The following is an 18,307-nucleotide window of genomic DNA, read 5'->3' on the forward strand; positions in this document are numbered from 1 at the left end:
AATGTTTATTTTTTCCGGACAAATATGCCATAACCACTTCCCAGTTTGCCGCCCTGCTGCAGATAGTCTGCAATCGCTCTCTGCAGCCCGGTCTTCCGGGGAAGTTCTTCCGGTTTCTTCTTCCACTCTGCGCCGAATACCCTCCAGCCATCCGGGAAAATCGTCTCGCTTTTTTCCGCTGCAACCAGATGGAACCGATCCGCATACGCTTTCATATTTCCTTCCGGAAGGATCCGTACCAGATCCGGATCGATCAGCCAGGATTCCACACCAAACACGGTGTAATCCTTCGGAAAATGTTCTTTGAAAAATACTTCTGCCCGTGCAAATGCATCATCGAGAAGTTCCTGTTTCATCGGCCCTGCGGATGGAATATGCATATTGATCACGGTATCTCCCGGATGAATCTGTACACCATCCACCTCACAGTCTTCTTTTCCCTCAAACGGACGCAGTTCAAACTGCAATCTTCCCAGTCCAAACCGGGTCAGATTAAAGAATCCGTCATACCAGTGACCGACAAAATTGCCGTACACGCCATGAATCTCATAGCACTCCAGCATTTTCCATTTCATATCTTCCAGACTCTTATCGAAAACATCCATCGGAAGTCCCTGTTTTTCATACCGCACTTTCACTTCTTCCCAGCAGCAAAACAGCATCAGTGCGTCGAGAAGATAACGGTTGACACCAAATGTTTCTTCTCTTCCCTCTGTCTCTGCCAGTGTTTTTGTGAGAACGGAAAGTTCCCCGTCTGCTGTCATCACCTGTTCTGCGGTCTGTACGATCACATCCCAGTGACCTTCTTTTTCCAGCTGCTCTCTTGCATCGAGAAGCTGCCGGATACCTTCTTCCGGCAACTGTATCGTCGCCATCAGATCTGTCATCTGCTCTTTTGTCTCTGTCATTTGCTGCCTTCTCCTTTTCTCTTCCAACCAAACGCGAACCATGCGAGTTTTCGAAAGTTATCCATTTATGATAATTTTTCCACCTGATCCATCCAGATACGCACACAGGAATCGCTCGACATCCGCAGATCGCCTCTCGGAGATACAGCTACCGTACCGACTTTCGGTCCGTCCGGCAGACAGGAGCGCTTGAACTGCTGCATAAAGAATCTCCGGTAGAAGTTCTTTAACCACTTCAGGATCACTTCCCGGTCATACACGCCCTCAAAGGTCTGTACAGCGATCCGGAAGATCTTATCCGGTTCGTATCCCGCACGGAGCATATAATACAGGAAGAAATCATGCAGTTCATACGGTCCCACCAGATCTTCTGTTTTCTGTGCGATCTTGCCGTCTTTTGGCGGGAGCAGTTCCGGGCTTACCGGTGTATCCAGGATATCCAGCAGGATCTCGGAGAGCCGGTCATCCTCACAGGTATCCGCATAGTAGCGTACCAGATGGCGCACCAGTGTCTTCGGGATCGATGTGTTGACCGCATACATGGACATATGATCGCCATTGTAGGTTGCCCATCCAAGCGCCAGTTCCGACAGATCACCCGTTCCGATAACCATACCGCCGGTCTGGTTTGCGATATCCATAATGACCTGGGTACGCTCTCTCGCCTGACAATTTTCGTATGTCACATCATGGTTTTCCATATCATGTCCGATATCCCGGAAATGGATTGTTACCGCTTCGCGGATATCTACTTCCCGCAGTGTTGCCCCCAGTTTTTCCGTAAGGTCGCAGGCATTCCGATACGTTCTGTCTGTGGTTCCGAAACACGGCATCGTAACTGCGGTGATCTTTTCTCTCGGCATGCCGAGGAAATCAAATGCTCTGGCTGTTACCAGCAGTGCCAGTGTGGAATCGAGTCCTCCGGAGATACCGATGACCGCACTCTGGCTGTGAGTGTGTTCCAGACGTTTCTTCAGTCCCATCGCCTGGATCGTCAGGATCTCATCACATCGTTTTTCACGCTCTTCTTTTCCTGACGGCACGAACGGTTTCCGTGGGAACGTTCTGGTCAGCTTTGTCTCTTCTTTTTCCAGTGCGAACGCGATCTCCTGATATCCGGTCGTATCTGCTGCCGGATAGGTGGTCATTTTTCTTCGTTCCGTTACCAGACGGCGAATATCCAGATCGCCGTAAATTGTCTCATTGATAAAACGTTTCGCCTCTTTTAAGATCGAACCGTTCTCGCAGATCAGATTGTGTCCGCCAAATACCAGGTCTGTGGAGGATTCGCCCTCTCCGGCTGTTGCGTAAATATAACCGCAGATCAGCCGCGCGGACTGTCCTTTTACCAGTTCTCTGCGGTAGGTGTCTTTTCCGGTGATCTCATCCCCGGCAGACAGATTGACGATCACATTGGCTCCTGCCAGTGCGTGTCCCACACTCGGCGGATTTGGCACCCAGAGATCCTCACAGATCTCCACAGCCACCTTCATCCCCGGCATCTGCGGGCAGGAAAACAGTAATTTTGTTCCGAACGGTACGTTTTCTTCCCCGATCGTCACCATATGCGTCTCCGGGTCTGCCGGTGTGAAATGTCTTGCCTCATAATACTCGGCATAGTTTGGCAGATTCGTCTTCGGCACCAGACCAAGGATTTTTCCCCGGTTTAAGACTGCTGCCACATTGTACAGCTTTCCGTTATATTCCCATGGAAGTCCTACGATGATCAGCGCATCCACCTGGCTGGTTTCCCCTGCCAGCCATACCAGCTGTTCCTTCGCACTGTCCAGAAGCAGTGTCTGCCAGAACAGGTCCTGGCAGGTATATCCGGTGATACAAAGTTCCGGAAATGCCATGATCTTTGCGCCCTCTGTCTCCATCTGACGGATCAGTTTCAGAATCTCCCCTGCATTGTATACACAGTCTGCCACCTGAATCTTCGGTGTGCCGGCTGCTGTTTTGATAAATCCGTGTCTCATAGCTTTCCTTTCCGCCTATTTTCTGGCAAGTTCGAGCAGTTCTTTCAGTTCATCTACGCTGAAGTTGTAGTTGGAGTTACAGAAATGGCAGCTCAGTTCGATCGGCTCACCGTCATCGATCATGCCCTGCAGTTCTTTTTCTCCCAGACTGATCAATACTTTTCCAACCCTTACTTTGTCGCAGTTACAGTAGAAACTGGTCGGCACTTTCTCATTGATTTCCAGATCCATATCACCAAGCAGTTTTTCCAGCAGCATTTCCGGTGTATAACCCTGATCCAGAAGTTCGGTAACAGAAGTGATCTGTGCCAGATTTTTCTCCAGTTCCTCAATCACTTCTTCCTCTGCGTTCGGCATCAGCTGCACGATAAATCCACCGGCCTGGCGGACAGTATTATCCTTCTCCATCAGTACGCCAAGTCCTACTGCGGAAGGCACCTGCTCACTGCTTGCAAAATAATAGGTCAGATCATCTCCGATCTCACCGGTCTTTAATTCCGTCTGTCCCACATACGGCTCTTTCAGACCCAGATCCTTAATTACACTTAAGACACCAAGACCAAGCGCACCGCCCACATCCAGTTTTCCCTGTGCATTCGCCGGGAGCATGACTTCCGGATGGTTTACATAACCTTTTACTCTTCCTTTGGAATCGGAAGTCACCGTCAGACCTCCGATCGGTCCGCTACACTTGATCTGCAATGTCAAGACATCTTTGTCCCCTTTCATCATGATTCCCATCATCGCACCGCCGGTCAGCAGACGTCCCAGAGCCGCGGTTGCCACAGGACTGGTATTATGATCCTTTCTTGCGGTCTCCACTACATCTTTTGTGTTAGCCGCAAAGGCACGGATCTGTCCGTCGGCTGCGGTTGCTCTTACAATATAATCACTCATATCTGTTTCCTTTCTTTTTCTTTCATATAATTATTATGATACCAGGGTCAAAAGTTCAGAAATCTGACGCAAGCTTGCTTCCAGGAAGTTTTCATACTTTCTGCAATTTCTTTATTTTGTACACTCTCTCGCAATAAAATAGATTCTCTCGCTGTCTTCCCGTACGGGTTCTCTGGTAAATGCATCGTAGATTGCTTCCACTTTCAGTCCTGCTTCCTCCAGTAATTCTTTCACTCTCTCCGGCTCATATGCTTTCTGGTAATGAAATTCTTCGTGCTTCCGGTAAAGATCGTCCTCTTCTTTAATAAATAATGTCAATGCATATTCATTGACCTGTGATTCCTCATCAAAACAGTTTTCCCAGATAAAACTTCCCTCTTCCCGGTTTTCTGCAATCGTCGTGTTGCCGATGACCTCCCGGTATTTGTACGGAGTATTCATATCAAAGACAAAGATTCCGCCCGGATCCAGATAATTGTTGACCAGCCGGAAGACCTCCAGAAGATCTTCTTCCTCCAGAATATAATTCATACAGTCACAGATGCTTACAACAGCCCTGACCGTTCCATACAGTTCAAATTCCCGCATATCCTGCATCAGATATAAAATATCCAGACCGGATTCCACCCGTTTTTCCTGGGCGACCTCCAGCATATCCGGGGAATTGTCGATGCCGATCATATCGTACCCCTCAGCTGCCAGAAGTTCTGTCATACTTCCGGTACCGCAGCCAAGCTCCGCGATCAGTCCGTCTTCTATTCCATATTCTTTTAAAATACCGGTCAGATACGTACACCATGCCGGATAATCAATGTTATCCATGAACAGATCGTATACACCGGCAAAACTTTCATAAGATTCTTCCATACTGTCTCCTTTCTGACCTGTCGTTCTCTTTCTTCCGGTTTCCTGTTTTACAAAACGTTTTTCAGAAGTAATACCTTCCGCAAATCCAATCCCAGCGATTTGCGGAAGGTATCCGATTCCTCTTGTGTAACCTTGTAACTGTTCAGTATCTTCACAGGTACAGGAAAAATTGCATTAAAAATCACCTTCGGTGATGTCATTTTTGCTTGTATGTCTCAGGATTTTGGCATATTCATGCCAAGACACCTCGTGGGGTAGTGGCTGCTGAATAGTTACACAACCTTTTCTTCCTGTATATTCTTTTCCGGTCCCTGTGCCTTTTTCTTTCCAAACCAGAAAAACAGTACCACGCCGGCAATCGCAGTGAAAATAGCGATAAACTGGGATGTGGACAGACTTCCCACATTTCCCCTTTCCAGATCCCCACGGAAGAATTCCAGGACAAATCTTCCCACACTGTAACAAACCAGATACAGTCCTGCCACCTGTCCGTCGCCCTTTTTCTTTCCTGCAAACCACATCAGGAAGATGCAGTTCAGAAAATCCAGACCGCTGGAGATCAGCTGCGTCGGAATCAACGGCACGTTGTTCGGCGCATAAGCAGAATCGTGGAAAAGAATATGAAATGCACTGTTCGTCTCTTTTCCATAGCAACATCCTGCCAGAAAACACCCGATTCTTCCAAATCCCTGTGCCAGTGCCACCGACGGCATAACCAGATCGAAATATTTTATAAATTTTAGTTTTGCCACCTTACAGTAGAGCCATGCGGCAAGGATTCCTCCGATGATTCCTCCATAAACCACAAAACCGTTCCGTGCATCTTTCAAAAGGGAAGGATCTTTAAGAATCGCCGGAAGCTGCGTGATCAGATATAGAAGCTTTGCTCCTCCAAATCCACCGATCACCGCCCAGACCGTCACATAGAAGACTTTGTCCGGATCCAGCGCATATTTTTTCGACCGGTACGTGGCACTGAAGTATGCCGCCAGCACACCAATGGCAATCATCAGTCCATATCCGTAGATTGTGATCGGACCAATGGAAAACAATTCATTTTTCATGGATATCTCCTTTTATGTTTTATCTTTTCGCGTCCCCCTTATTATATCAGCATGACCCGTCCGGTACAATCATATTTTTGACTCGTTGTTCACGTAAATTATAATCCACATCTTCCAGTTCCCTGGCATCTGCCACCGGATACCAGAAGATCCTCTCCGAATATTTTTTCAGGACTCTCCGTCCTCCCTGATCCCCGGAGAGTGCCAGAAGTTCCGGAAGATATTCCCGTGAAAACCAGACCGGATTGCCGGGTGTCTCTCCCAGACAGACACTTCCCAGATCCGCATGGTTTTGCTCCATTTTGCTTACAAATTCTTCAATGGTTGCCTCAGAAAGCCACGGCTGATCTGCGGTAAAAAATACAAACGCGTCTGCGTCACCTGCAGCCTTCAGCCCGTTTTTGATCGTCCAGGACGCACCGTCCCTGCTCTCGGGAGAATATACGGTTCGATGTGCCAGCTGCTTTCCCTGTTCGAGAAGTTCTTCATACTGGCTGACCAGCACGATCTCCCAATTCCTGTGCCTCTTACATACCGCAGACAATCGTTCAAGCACATGCAGATACATCGGTTTTCCATCAATCAGGTAAAAAAGTTTATTACTGCCAAAACGGCGGCTGTTTCCAGCCGCCATATAAATCATTCGAATTCTCATTTTTTCAAGAGTCCCATCGCAATTTTTTCGCTTGTGATCGGCAGTTCCCGGAACCACAGACCGGTTGCATTATAGATTGCATGCGCCAGTGCCGGTGATGGCGTATTAATAACGATCTCACCGATGGATTTGGCCCCGAACGGTCCTGTCGGTTCGTAACTGCTCTCAAACTCCACACGCAGTTTTCCCATATCCAGACGGGTCGGAACTTTATACTGCATGAAGGAATTATTTCTCAGCTGTCCTTTCGGGCTGTACTGAATATTCTCATACAGTGCCATACCGATTCCCTGTACAATGCCTCCTTCCACCTGAACCCGTGCCAGATTCGGATTGATGACCGTACCACAGTCCACAACTGCCACATAATCAAGAACCTCTACATGACCAGTCTCTTTATCCAGTTCAATCTCTACCATACCAGCCATAAACGGAGGCGGGGACACCGGTGAGCTGCTGTCTTCCACAGCTTCTAGAGCATTGATACTTCCGCACATGGAACTGGTACCGATCTGGGTAAGAGAAACTTCCTCACCAGTAGCCAGACGTTTTACACTGTCTCCGGCGAATTCCAGTTCCTCACTTTCACAGTTCAGGATCTTTGCAGCTTCCTGCACGATCCGTTCCTGTAATTTTCTGCAGGCCTTTTCTACCGCACGTCCGGTAATATACGTGGTACTGGATGCATAAGATCCGGAATCATACGGAGATGTATCCGTATCCGCACCGCTGACGATCACATTTTCAATCGGGCACATCATACATTCTGCTACCATCTGTGCCAGAATCGTATCACAGCCGGTTCCCATATCTGCCGCACCTATCGCAAGGGTGTAGATACCGTCTTCGTTCAGTTTGATATCCGCAGACCCCACATCCACACCGGAGATACCGGAACCCTGCATGGACATGGCCATTCCCACGCTTCGCACTTTACCGTTTCCCATATCTCTTGCCGGATATTTGTCTTCCCAGCCGATCATCTTTGCCGCACGTTCCAGACAACGATCCAGGGCACAGCTATTACTTACCTCATCGTAATAAGAATGCATCTGCACCCCTTCACGTACCATGTTCATCTCACGAACCTTCAGAGGATCTATGCCGATCTTTGCCGCCAGCTGATTGACAGCGGATTCTACCGCAAACTGCCCCTGAGTTGCTCCGTATCCACGGTATGCACCTGCAGACATCACATTACTGTAAACTACGTCATAGGAAAAACGATGAGCCTCCAGCGATCCCTCATATAACGGAATCGATTTATGTCCGGACAGACCAACCGTTGTCGGACCGTGCTCGCCATATGCACCGGAATTGGACAGGGTATAGACATCGATCGCGCGGATCTTTCCGTTTTTCATTGCTCCCAGCCGTACCGTCACTTCCATCTCATGACGCGGGGAGGATGCCGTCTGGGATTCCTGTCTGCTGTAAATGATCATCGACGGTTTTCCGGTCTTCCAGGTGACAAAAGCCGGGAAAACTTCCGCTACCACCGACTGTTTTGCCCCGAATCCACCACCGATTCTCGGTTTGCTGACACGGATCTTTGATTTTGGTATTCCCAGGGCATTGGACAGGATCCTTCGTACATGAAAGACGATCTGTGTGGAACTCACCACATTCAGTCTGCCATAAGCATCCATAAAGCAGCAGGTACGGAAAGTCTCCATCATCGCCTGCTGATCTGCTTTTACATGATAGGTCTCTTCCACCATCACTTCACAGTCTTTGAAAACGGCTTCCACATCCCCGTAACCGCTGGTTCCTGTTGCCACCAGATTGCGCTTATTATCTGCTCCCACCGGACATAATGCTTTCCAGTTTTCTTCCGGGTGAACCAGAATCTCATTATCTTTTGCTTTGTGAAAATCCAGAATGGCCGGTAGAACTTCGTACTGCACTTTAATGATTTTCAGTGCTTTGTCTACGCACTCCTCATTCTCTCCCGCTACGATGGCCACCGGATCCCCCACATAGCGTACATGCTGATCCAGGATCTGACGGTCATAGGGACTTGGCTCCGGATAGGTCTGTCCGGCCATGGTAAAACGCTGGGTTGGTACATCTTCCCAAGTATACACAGCTTCGATTCCCGGAACCTTCTTTGCTGCATCTGTTTTTATTGACAGAATATTTGCGTTGGCATGCGGGCTTCGAAGTACTTTTACCACCAGACAGTCAGCCGGAGCCACATCCTGTGTAAAGACCGGTTTTCCTGTTACCAGCGCCATTGCATCTTTTTTCATCACCGGTTGTCCTACTACCTGCATACTGCACCTTCTTTCTCTTTTTTATAAGCAAGAAACTGCTGGATTCCCCGGAGCTGTCCTTCGTATCCGGAACAACGGCATAGATTTCCTGCCAGATATTCTTTGATTTCTTCCTCGGATGGATCCGTATTCTCACGAAACAGTGCCAGTGCGTTCATGATCATGCCCGGATTACAGAAACCGCACTGTTCTGCTCCCTGATTGGCGATAAATGCACCGAACTCCGCCGCTTCCTCCTGCAGTCCTTCCAGAGTATCTACTTTATGGCCAGATACTCTCGCCACCAGAGTGGAACAGGAAAGTACCGGTTTATCATCTACAAATACGGTACACAACCCGCAGTTTGCCGTCTCACATCCTCTTTTCACACTTTTACACCCATGGGCACGCACAAAATCCAGCAGGAGCATCCCCGGCTGAATCTCTTCTGTGATTTTTTTACCATTTAACGTCATCTGGATCTTCATACCGTTATACCTCCTGCATCTTTTCGATCTGTTTGAGCCCTCTGCCGATCAGAACTTCTGCCAGATGGCTTCGGAATTCTTTTCCCGCACGCATATTTCCTTCTGTCGGGAACTGCGCAGCCAGTTCTCCGGCCAGTGCTTCACTGCCCTTTTTCTTCCAGTCAGCCTCGGACACACACAGACAGACTGCTCTCGACGGACGGGCACCGACTGCCGTATAGATCTGTCCCTCCCGTAACGAAATACCACAGGTCAGTACCGGAAAATCTGTTTTTGAATTTCTGTGAGACAGATAGACACTTTTATCCTCATGTTTTTTCACAATCAGGCGCACCAGAATATCCCGATTCGGTTTTTGCCTGGCAAATTCGGCAAGGGGAATGCAGCCGCCTTTGTACAGTTCCACCCAGGTATCCAGTGCCAGAAAACAGGTCAGTACATCTGAGAAACCAAATCTTCCGAAAACACTTCCGCCAACGGTTGCCAGATTTCGGAACTGTACACCGACTATACTTCTTACGCTCTCACTGACTGCACCGTTTGTGTAGCTATTCAGTCCCTCGTGCTGCTCCAGCTGTCGCAGAGTTGTCATACAGCCAATGGAAAACTCTTCTTCATTTTCCTCGATGGTATTCAGTCCCAGATTGGACAGATCGATGGCTGTCGGAACCATCCGATTTCCCATCTTCAGCCACAACATACCTCCAATAATACAGTTTCGCTTCTTCTGATTCAATTCATACGCCTGCTCCAGGCTTTCTGCCATCACGTATTCTTTTATTTTAATCATGTATTCCAATCACCTCTTTATTCTTGATGTTTACAATATTGGACATAATTCACCTATCATAAATAGTATACATGAAAATACAGAACGGGTAAAGAAAAAAATGCCATGAAAAAAGGTTTGCTTTTCCATGACATTTTCTATTACAACGTGCCCTGTAAACACTTTAAACCCGCGCTCCTGTATGCAGCAGCTGATTTGCATTTTTGATTCTCTCCTGAGTTGGCGGATCGATGCCTTCCAGCGGATACTCATAACCGAGTTCTTTCCATTTGTATGCACCCAGTGTGTGATACGGCAGTACTTCTACTTTCTGTACATTGTGAAGAGACCGGATAAATGCATCCAGACGGGTCAGATATTCGTCTTTGTCGCTTCGCTCCGGCACTAACACGTGGCGGATCCACATCGGTTTTCCGATCTCATCGAGGTATCTTGCCATATCCAGAATGTTCTGGTTCGTCTGACCAGTGAGAATCTTATGCTGTTCGTCATCGATGTGTTTGATATCCAGCATCACAAGATCGGTCACTTCCAGAAGTTTTTTGATCTTCTCAAAGCGCTCGCCCTCTCTGGTAAATGGATTGCCGCTGGTATCCAGTGTGGTGTGGATGCCCTGGGCTTTGGCTTTCCTGAAAAGTTCTGTCAGAAAATCGATCTGCAGCATCGGTTCGCCGCCGGAGACGGTGATTCCGCCTTCTTTTCCCCAGTATCCTTTGTAGCGGACTGCTTTTTTCAGCAGTTCATCTGCGGTGTAAGGCGTTCCAACTTTCATATCCCAGGTATCCGGGTTATGGCAAAACTGGCAGCGCATCGCACATCCGGACACAAAGATCACATATCGTACTCCCGGTCCGTCTACGGAACCGAAACTTTCCAGTGAATGAATATATCCTGTCAGTTCTTTCTTTTCTTCTGACATAAGCTCCTCCATTTTTTCTTTTATATTTTACCATAGAAAACATTTGGCGATACAGTTTTTCACTGCACCGCCAAACGATTTTACTTTATATTACTGTTTATTCACCTGAATCCGTCAGACAAATTACATTGTTTTGTGGCAGGTTCTTGCGATAACATCCAGCTGCTGTTCACGAGTCAGGTCGATGAACTTAACAGCATATCCGGATACACGGATTGTGAAGTTTGCGTATTCCGGTTTCTCCGGATGTTCCATAGCGTCGATCAGTTTTTCTGTACCGAATACGTTTACGTTCAGGTGATGTGCACCCTGATCGAAGTAACCATCCAGGATGTGTACCAGGTTGTTGACTCTTTCGTCATCGTCATGACCCAGTGCGCTCGGGCTGATGGTCTGTGTATTGGAGATACCATCCAGTGCCAGTTCGTATGGCAGTTTTGCTACAGAGTTCAGGGAAGCCAGCAGGCCGCTCTTCTCTGCGCCGTAAGATGGGTTAGCTCCTGGTGCCAGAGGCTCACCCAATTTTCTTCCATCCGGCAGAGTACCGGTAGCTTTACCGTATACTACGTTGGATGTGATTGTCAGGATAGAAGTTGTCGGCTCGGAATCTCTGTAAGTATGGCATTTGTTCAGTTTGTGCATGAATGTTTTCAGCAGCCAGATTGCGATATCGTCTGCACGGTCATCATCGTTACCGTATCTCGGGAAATCGCCCTCTGTCTCAAAATCAACTACCACACCGTCTTCGTCACGGATTGCTTTTACTTTTGCGTATTTGATCGCACTCAGGGAATCTACTACGTGAGAGAAACCTGCGATACCGGTTGCGAAAGTACGTCTTACATCCGTATCGATCAGAGCCATCTCTGCTGCTTCGTAATAATATTTGTCATGCATGTAGTGAATCATGTTCAGAGTATCTACATACAGTTTTGCCAGCCAGTCCATCATGGTGTCGTAATGTTCCATTACTTCATCATAATCCATGTATTCTGCTGTGATTGGTCTGTAAGCAGGTCCAACCTGAACTTTTGTCTTCTCATCGATACCACCGTTGATTGCGTACAGTAAGCATTTTGCCAGGTTCGCACGTGCACCGAAGAACTGGATCTCTTTACCGGTCTGAGTAGCGGATACACAGCAGCAGATGCTGTAGTCATCGCCCCATACCGGACGCATAACATCGTCGTTTTCGTACTGGATAGAACTTGTTGTTACAGAAATTCTTGCTGCGTAATCTTTGAAAGATTCCGGCAGTCTGGAAGAATAAAGAACAGTCAGGTTCGGTTCCGGAGACGGTCCCATGTTTTCCAGAGTATGCAGGAAACGGTAATCGTTCTTTGTTACCATGGAACGTCCGTCCTGTCCCATACCACCAACTTCCAGAGTAGCCCATACCGGGTCACCGGAGAACAGTTCTGTATAGGAAGTAATTCTTGCGAATTTTACCATTCTGAATTTCATAACCATATGGTCAATCAATTCCTGTGCTTCTTTCTCTGTCAGAACACCTGCTTTCAGGTCTCTCTCGATATAGATATCCAGGAATGTGGATACACGGCCAACACTCATTGCTGCTCCGTTCTGAGTCTTGATTGCTGCCAGATATCCGAAGTACAGCCACTGTGCTGCTTCTTTTGCGTTTTTCGCCGGTACGGAAATATCAAATCCGTAAGATGCAGCCATTTCTTTCATTTCGTTCAGAGCTTTCATCTGATCTGCAAGTTCTTCACGAAGACGGAAATCAGTTCCTTTCATTCCATGTCTTTCGTAGCGTTTCATATCGTAGTGTTTTTTCTCCAGCAGGAAATCGATACCGTACAGAGCTACACGACGGTAATCGCCTACGATACGTCCACGACCGTAAGTATCCGGCAGACCGGTGATGATTTTATTGTGACGGGCAACTTTCATCTCGTCAGTATAGATATCGAATACACCCTGGTTATGTGTTTTATGATATTTTGTGAAGATTTCATGCAGTTTCTCACTCGGTGTATATCCGTGTGTTGTGCAAGCTTTCTCAGCCATCTTGATTCCACCGTAAGGCATGAATGCTCTCTTCAGCGGTTTGTCTGTCTGCAGACCAACGACTGCTTCCAGATCTTTCATGCTTTCATCGATATATCCCGGGCCATATGCTGTGATACCGGAAACTACTTCTGTTTCCATATCCAGAACGCCGCCTTTTGCACGTTCTTCTTTCTGCAGCTCCTGCAGTTTTCCCCACAGTTTATCTGTTGCCTCTGTAGGTCCCTCCAGGAAAGTTTCATCTCCGTCATATGGTGTGTAGTTGCACTGAATAAAGTCACGTACATCTACGGAATTAACCCAGTTTTTACCCTGGAAGCCTTCCCACTGTTCAAACTTAGCCATTGCATATCCTCCTGTGTTTGTGTGTATTTAGATTGTTATCTTTTTGTCAGGTGTAGTATAACATCACTTTTTTCAAAAAACAAATAGAAAATAATCCCAAATCCATGAAATATAGGCATGTATGCAATTTTGTACAATCTTTGGCAGATATTGTATTTATTCAGGAACAATTTCCATATCTTGTGTTTTTTATCCTTTTTTTCTGTTTTTCTTCTCTGTTTCATAAGATTTCAGTGCCTTCATGGCGATTCCGGACATCGGATAAAGCATAATAATATTAAACACGGTCATCAGACCCACGCCGACGTCTCCAAGATCCCACACCACTGTGTATGCTGCCAGTCCGCCGATAAACATCATCACCAATGCAAGTACTTTATAGAGATTCTGCGGCAGCATTCCATCTCCAAACAGATATGATATATTTGATCTTGCATAATATAAAATACCGAGAAAAGTGGAGAAACTGAACAGCCAGAGTGTCGCTGCAATGAAAATCACACCAAACTGTCCCAGATGGTAGCCCATTGCTGCCTGTAAAAGTTCCATTCCTACCGCCCCTTCGGTCAGGCTTTCCGGCGTCAGAAGCATGATCATCGCCGTACAGCTGCAGATCACGATCGTATCAATAAAAACTCCCAGTGCCTGGGTCAGCCCAAGTTTTACCGGTTGATCGCTTTCTGCTGCCGCTGCCGCACAGGGAGCTGAGCCGGAACCGGCTTCGTTGGAAAACAAACCACGTTTCACACCATTCATCACCACCGTACCAAGTCCTCCTGCCACTGCCTGACGAATACCAAACGCTTCCTCAAAGATTCTGGAAAACACTCCCGGAAGAGCAGAAAAATTCATACAGATCAAAATCACAGTAATCAGAAAATAACATCCTGCCATAACCGGTACCAGCACATCAAGCACTTTTACCGTTGCAGTTTTTCGAAAAATGATCACTGCCGCAAGTGCTACCAGAACCACTGTGGTATAGATTGGCGGAATGTGAAAGGCATTGTGGAATGCAGAAGTCACGGAATTGCTGATAACCTGACTGATTCCACACCAACAGATCAGTCCTGAGATTGCAAAGAGAACGGATATTCCCACATAACGTTTCTTTTTTCCTCCCCGCCTTTCCTGTATAAATCTGTGCATATAATAGGCCGGTCCACCACGGTAGCCACCATATACCGGGTCTTTTTCTTTATAGATCTGTGCAAGAGTTGCTTCCACAAAGGCCGTGGACGAGCCGATGAGTGCCGTCACCCACATCCAGAAAACCGCACCCGCTCCTCCGGCGGAAATTGCCGCAACCACACCGACTAGGTTTCCCATACCGACACGTGTAGCGGTAGAGACGATCAGTGTCTGTAATGCCGACAATGTACTGTTATGGCTCTCCCCTTCCGCCTTTCCCTTTTTTTCAAACAATGTATGCAGCATGTCCGGAAACAGACGGATGGGAAGAAATCTCGTCCGGATCGTAAACCAGATTCCTGCCGGAATCAGTATCAGTACGAGCAGGGAAAGCCGAAAAGAACTTCCTCCCGGAAGCGGAAGCACGATCCAGTCACCCCATAAAAACTGATATACTTTTTCAATTATCGCTATCATATGACTTATCCTTTTCTTTTTTTATTCTCCTGCTGAGAGGATTGGACGGATTACCTTGGAAGATTCCTGTGTTTTTCTGTTTTTCTGCGGATACTTCCGGTAATTGCGGTATTTTCTGTATTTGCGATGTTCCGGTTTTCTGATTTCTGCACCGTTATTCTCCTGACGGACTGCAACTTCTTTTACCTGCTGTTCCTGTTTTTCTTCTGTCAGCACCTTTTCTGCCACCGGAATCTCTGTGTTTTCCACATCCGGTTTCTGCTGCGCCGGATTCTGTGATTTTGTTTCCTGTTTTCTTGTGTGTACCTGCAGTCTTGTTGTCTGCCCCGGATGTGCATTTCCCTTCTTCTGCTGTTTTTTTCCATGGAATTTCTTCTGCTGATCAGGTTTTTCTCTCTCTTCACCGGATTCCTTTTCCGCTTTTTCCATTTTTTCTGGTTTTTCTTTCTTTTCTTTTTTTTCTGTTTTTGAAGATTTTTCTTCTTCCAGATCTTCCTTTGCTGCTGCAATATCTGACGCAGTCTTCACATTTTCTCCACGTTCTGCCCAGTAACCTGTCAGGATCGCAAGCCCTTTATCCTCAGACACAATATAATATGTCTCGTTTTTACCTTCATTTTCACTGATCAGATATCCCAGATATGTGGACAATTGAAAATCCAGTGCATTTTTCACACCGACTTCAACTTTTTGCAATACGATTTTTCCTTTTGTCTGATTCAGTTTTTCGTGAAGACCGAAGGTAAGTGTGGATGCGTTCTCACTGTAGAAAATACAAACACAATCCTTCTTACCAAGCTGATCCACCCCGTACATTCCGTCAGCTTTTACATTTTCATAATCTACGAGATAATATGCCATAATTTTTTTCTCCATTTCTTCCATGTTTGTGAAGTACTATTCTTTTAACCGCACATCATTTTATTTTACCCTTTCCCGACATTACTGTCAAACGCTCTGTGCATTTCTCTGCTACTTTTTTCTCTTACAGCTTTCCCAATGATCCATTGGTAAATGCCTGTCTTATCATACACGCCAAATGTTTATCCAGATGTATGTACTTTAGAACAATCATAGCAACTTCAGGCAAAAAAAGACGAATCTACTAAAAATGTATGATTCGTCTTTTTCCTTTTTCATATTGGCTGTCGATTGTTTCCATCCATCAGAACTTTCCGGATGTTCCTCCATGGCTTCTTCCGGAAGAGCTTGTGTGTGTGGAGCTTCCGCAGCAGTCTGCATGTTTATCTGATTTGTAGAATTTCTCTCCTATGATCTGAGGCTTTTGTACCTGACTGTTGTTATTCTGAACACCAGTAACTGTTAATTTTCTTCAACGTTACGATTTCTTTTTTGCGGCTCGGATCAGTTCCTCCAGTCCTTTGTTGCATTCTCCGATAGGCACATCGGCACAGATCACTTTTTTGCATTTTCCCATAACCTGCAGTGCTTTCTGCAGATGCTCCCGGGTGATTCGGTAAAAAGGTTCCTCTGTGATCACCTCAGTGGCCAGAAGGCGGGCTAACTGATAATCCACATCGTTGGTGTACAGGATGCCTGTTGCAAAGGGGATATTATCCTTTTGTAATTTTCTGTAGATGGGTATTCCCCTTCCGCATCCGGCGATCACGAAGACCTCCGGCTCCCCCTCAACCTTTGGAAGCTCAATGCTGCCAAATCTTGGATCATAGAATCCGTTTTCGATTCCGTATAATTCCCGGATGGTCTGTTCTTCAAAGATCTGTTCCGGAGTTCCGTAATAGCAGACATGATCTCCTTTTACGCAAAGGATCTGATCTGCAATCTTCTGGGCCAGATCGATCTCATGGAGAGACATGATCACGGTTATGCCCTTTTCTTTTGCCATAGAGCGGAGAATGGATAACAGTTCCAGCTTATGACGGATATCCAGAAAAGAGGTAGGCTCATCCAGCACGATGATCTCCGGTTCCTGGCAGATAGCTCTTGCCAGAAGGACTCTCTGGCGCTGCCCGTCACTGATGGCATTAAAATCCCGGCTTCCCAGTTCTTCCGCATGGACGATCCGCATGGCCTCATCCACTTTATTCTCGTCTTCCCGGCTTAAGATGCCCAGGCGACCCGTATAAGGATAGCGACCGGTTGCCACAATATCATGACAGGTCATCAGCTCCGGCCGCATGCGTTCTGTCAGGACTACCGCCATCCTGGTGGAAAGTTCTTTGTAAGAAAGCTTGTGCAGATCATTTTCTTCATACAAAACCTTACCGCCTAGTATCTTCAGCTGTCGGGTGATACTCTTTAAAATTGTTGATTTTCCGGATCCGTTCGGTCCAATCAGTGTGACAATCTCTCCTTTATGGATACCTACCTGAATCTGATTGATCAGAGGCTTTCCGTTGTATCCCACCGTCAGCTGATCCAGATGAAAATAATATTCTCCCATGTCAGTTTCCTTTCTTCCGGTGCAGCATCATGAAAATAACCACCGGCGCACCAAATATAGAAGTCACGGTACTGATATTCAGTTCCAGCGGTGCAAATGCCATACGCGCGATCAGATCACACATCATACAGAAGACACCGCCGCCGAGGAAGGTGGCAGGTATCACGACCAGTGGTCTTGAAGTTCCGAGACTGCGTTTTACCAGATACGGTACCGCGATTCCGACGAAAGAGATCGGTCCCGCGAATGCGGTCACACAGGCGGACAGCACACTCGACGTCAGAATCAGCATGATCCGGAAAAATTTGATGTTCACACCCATACTCTGTGCATACGCTTCTCCCAGCTGATACGCACCGATCGGCTTTGACATCAGAAACGTGATCAGAATGGTGATTCCGATGACGATCACAGCCACTTTTACATTGCTCCAGTTCATGCCGGAAAAGCTTCCCTGACTCCATCCATGCAGATTGACGATGTCCGAGTCCTCCGCAAAGGTTACCACAAAGTCTGTCACTGCCGAACAGATATATCCGATCATGATACCCGCTACCAGAAGTGTTGCCATATGGTGGATTCTCCGCGATACCAGAAGGATGAATCCGGTCGCGATCAAGGCACCAATAAATGCCGCGATGATCAGCGTATACGAAGATACCACCTGGAATTTTCCAAGGAAATAGATCATCGCAAGAGCAACCACCATCTTCGCGCCGGAAGAAATACCCAGCACGAACGGACCGGCAATCGGGTTTTCAAAAAACGTCTGTAATAAAAATCCGGAAAGAGAAAGGGCTCCTCCAAGAATCGCCGCCATCAGGATACGCGGCAGACGGATCTTCCAGATGATATTGTACTCCATCTTTTCTCCTTCCCGAAGGAAGATGATCCGCAGAATCTTTGAAATGGAAATATCTACATTTCCCGTATTAATATTCAGAACTGTAATCACACAGAAGGCAGCCACCAGCACCAGAAATACGGTGGTGTATCTGCTTCTGCGCAGAAAATTTTCATAATGAAAATCGTTCGCTCCCTTCGGAGCTTCCTGTCTTTTTCCCATTATTTTCTCC

The 18,307-nt window shown here is 46.9% G+C and carries 15 protein-coding genes; all 15 read right to left on the minus strand.

All coding sequences use genetic code 11. The features are described 5' to 3' along the window. Window positions 1–5: 5 nt before the first annotated feature. Complete coding sequence (locus tag ETP43_RS11845; RefSeq protein WP_129258257.1) at window positions 6–908, minus strand: acyltransferase domain-containing protein; 903 nt, start codon at window positions 906–908, stop codon at window positions 6–8. A 65-nt stretch (window positions 909–973) separates the two neighbouring features. Next, entirely contained in the window at window positions 974–2,887 is a 1,914-nt protein-coding gene (locus ETP43_RS11850) for an NAD(+) synthase (protein ID WP_129258260.1), read from the minus strand. 15 nt (window positions 2,888–2,902) lie between these two features. Next, entirely contained in the window at window positions 2,903–3,784 is an 882-nt protein-coding gene (hslO, locus tag ETP43_RS11855) for an Hsp33 family molecular chaperone HslO (RefSeq protein ID WP_129258262.1), read from the minus strand. A 111-nt stretch (window positions 3,785–3,895) separates the two neighbouring features. Continuing rightward, the gene (locus tag ETP43_RS11860; protein WP_022399498.1) at window positions 3,896–4,651 is read right to left on the minus strand and encodes a class I SAM-dependent DNA methyltransferase; all 756 of its coding nucleotides are present in this window, start codon (window positions 4,649–4,651) and stop codon (window positions 3,896–3,898) included. 272 nt (window positions 4,652–4,923) lie between these two features. After that, complete coding sequence (locus ETP43_RS11865) at window positions 4,924–5,715, minus strand: prolipoprotein diacylglyceryl transferase (protein ID WP_129258264.1); 792 nt, start codon at window positions 5,713–5,715, stop codon at window positions 4,924–4,926. 46 nt (window positions 5,716–5,761) lie between these two features. Next, a complete protein-coding gene (locus ETP43_RS11870) occupies window positions 5,762–6,370 on the minus strand; it encodes a nucleotidyltransferase family protein (RefSeq protein WP_129258266.1) in 609 nt (202 codons plus the stop codon). After that, window positions 6,367–8,646, minus strand: coding sequence for a xanthine dehydrogenase family protein molybdopterin-binding subunit (locus ETP43_RS11875; RefSeq protein ID WP_129258268.1), 2,280 nt, complete (start codon window positions 8,644–8,646; stop codon window positions 6,367–6,369). The genes ETP43_RS11870 and ETP43_RS11875 overlap by 4 nt, the downstream gene beginning before the upstream one ends. Further along, window positions 8,637–9,113, minus strand: coding sequence for a (2Fe-2S)-binding protein (locus ETP43_RS11880; RefSeq protein ID WP_129258271.1), 477 nt, complete (start codon window positions 9,111–9,113; stop codon window positions 8,637–8,639). The genes ETP43_RS11875 and ETP43_RS11880 overlap by 10 nt, the downstream gene beginning before the upstream one ends. A gap of 4 nt (window positions 9,114–9,117) precedes the next feature. Beyond that, window positions 9,118–9,903 carry an FAD binding domain-containing protein gene (locus tag ETP43_RS11885; RefSeq protein ID WP_129258273.1) on the minus strand — a complete coding sequence of 262 codons (786 nt, stop codon included), beginning with the start codon at window positions 9,901–9,903 and terminating at the stop codon, window positions 9,118–9,120. A gap of 163 nt (window positions 9,904–10,066) precedes the next feature. Next, the gene (gene pflA / locus ETP43_RS11890) at window positions 10,067–10,822 is read right to left on the minus strand and encodes a pyruvate formate-lyase-activating protein (protein WP_129258275.1); all 756 of its coding nucleotides are present in this window, start codon (window positions 10,820–10,822) and stop codon (window positions 10,067–10,069) included. 123 nt (window positions 10,823–10,945) lie between these two features. Then, window positions 10,946–13,198, minus strand: a complete 2,253-nt coding sequence (gene pflB / locus ETP43_RS11895; RefSeq protein ID WP_129258277.1) for a formate C-acetyltransferase — start codon at window positions 13,196–13,198, stop codon at window positions 10,946–10,948. A gap of 189 nt (window positions 13,199–13,387) precedes the next feature. Next, a complete protein-coding gene (locus ETP43_RS11900; RefSeq protein WP_129258279.1) occupies window positions 13,388–14,806 on the minus strand; it encodes an alanine/glycine:cation symporter family protein in 1,419 nt (472 codons plus the stop codon). A 21-nt stretch (window positions 14,807–14,827) separates the two neighbouring features. Continuing rightward, window positions 14,828–15,667 (minus strand): PIN domain-containing protein, encoded by an 840-nt coding sequence (locus tag ETP43_RS17115; RefSeq protein WP_164979697.1) that lies wholly within the window; start codon window positions 15,665–15,667, stop codon window positions 14,828–14,830. Between the two features lie 478 nt (window positions 15,668–16,145). Beyond that, window positions 16,146–17,231 (minus strand): ABC transporter ATP-binding protein, encoded by a 1,086-nt coding sequence (locus tag ETP43_RS11910; RefSeq protein ID WP_129258282.1) that lies wholly within the window; start codon window positions 17,229–17,231, stop codon window positions 16,146–16,148. Between the two features lies 1 nt (window position 17,232). Further along, on the minus strand, window positions 17,233–18,297 hold the full coding sequence (locus tag ETP43_RS11915; RefSeq protein ID WP_129258284.1) for a FecCD family ABC transporter permease: 1,065 nt from the start codon (window positions 18,295–18,297) through the stop codon (window positions 17,233–17,235). Window positions 18,298–18,307: the final 10 nt, after the last annotated feature.

Origin of the sequence: Blautia faecicola (assembly GCF_004123145.1) — a bacterium.
Taxonomy (GTDB): domain Bacteria; phylum Bacillota; class Clostridia; order Lachnospirales; family Lachnospiraceae; genus Oliverpabstia; species Oliverpabstia faecicola.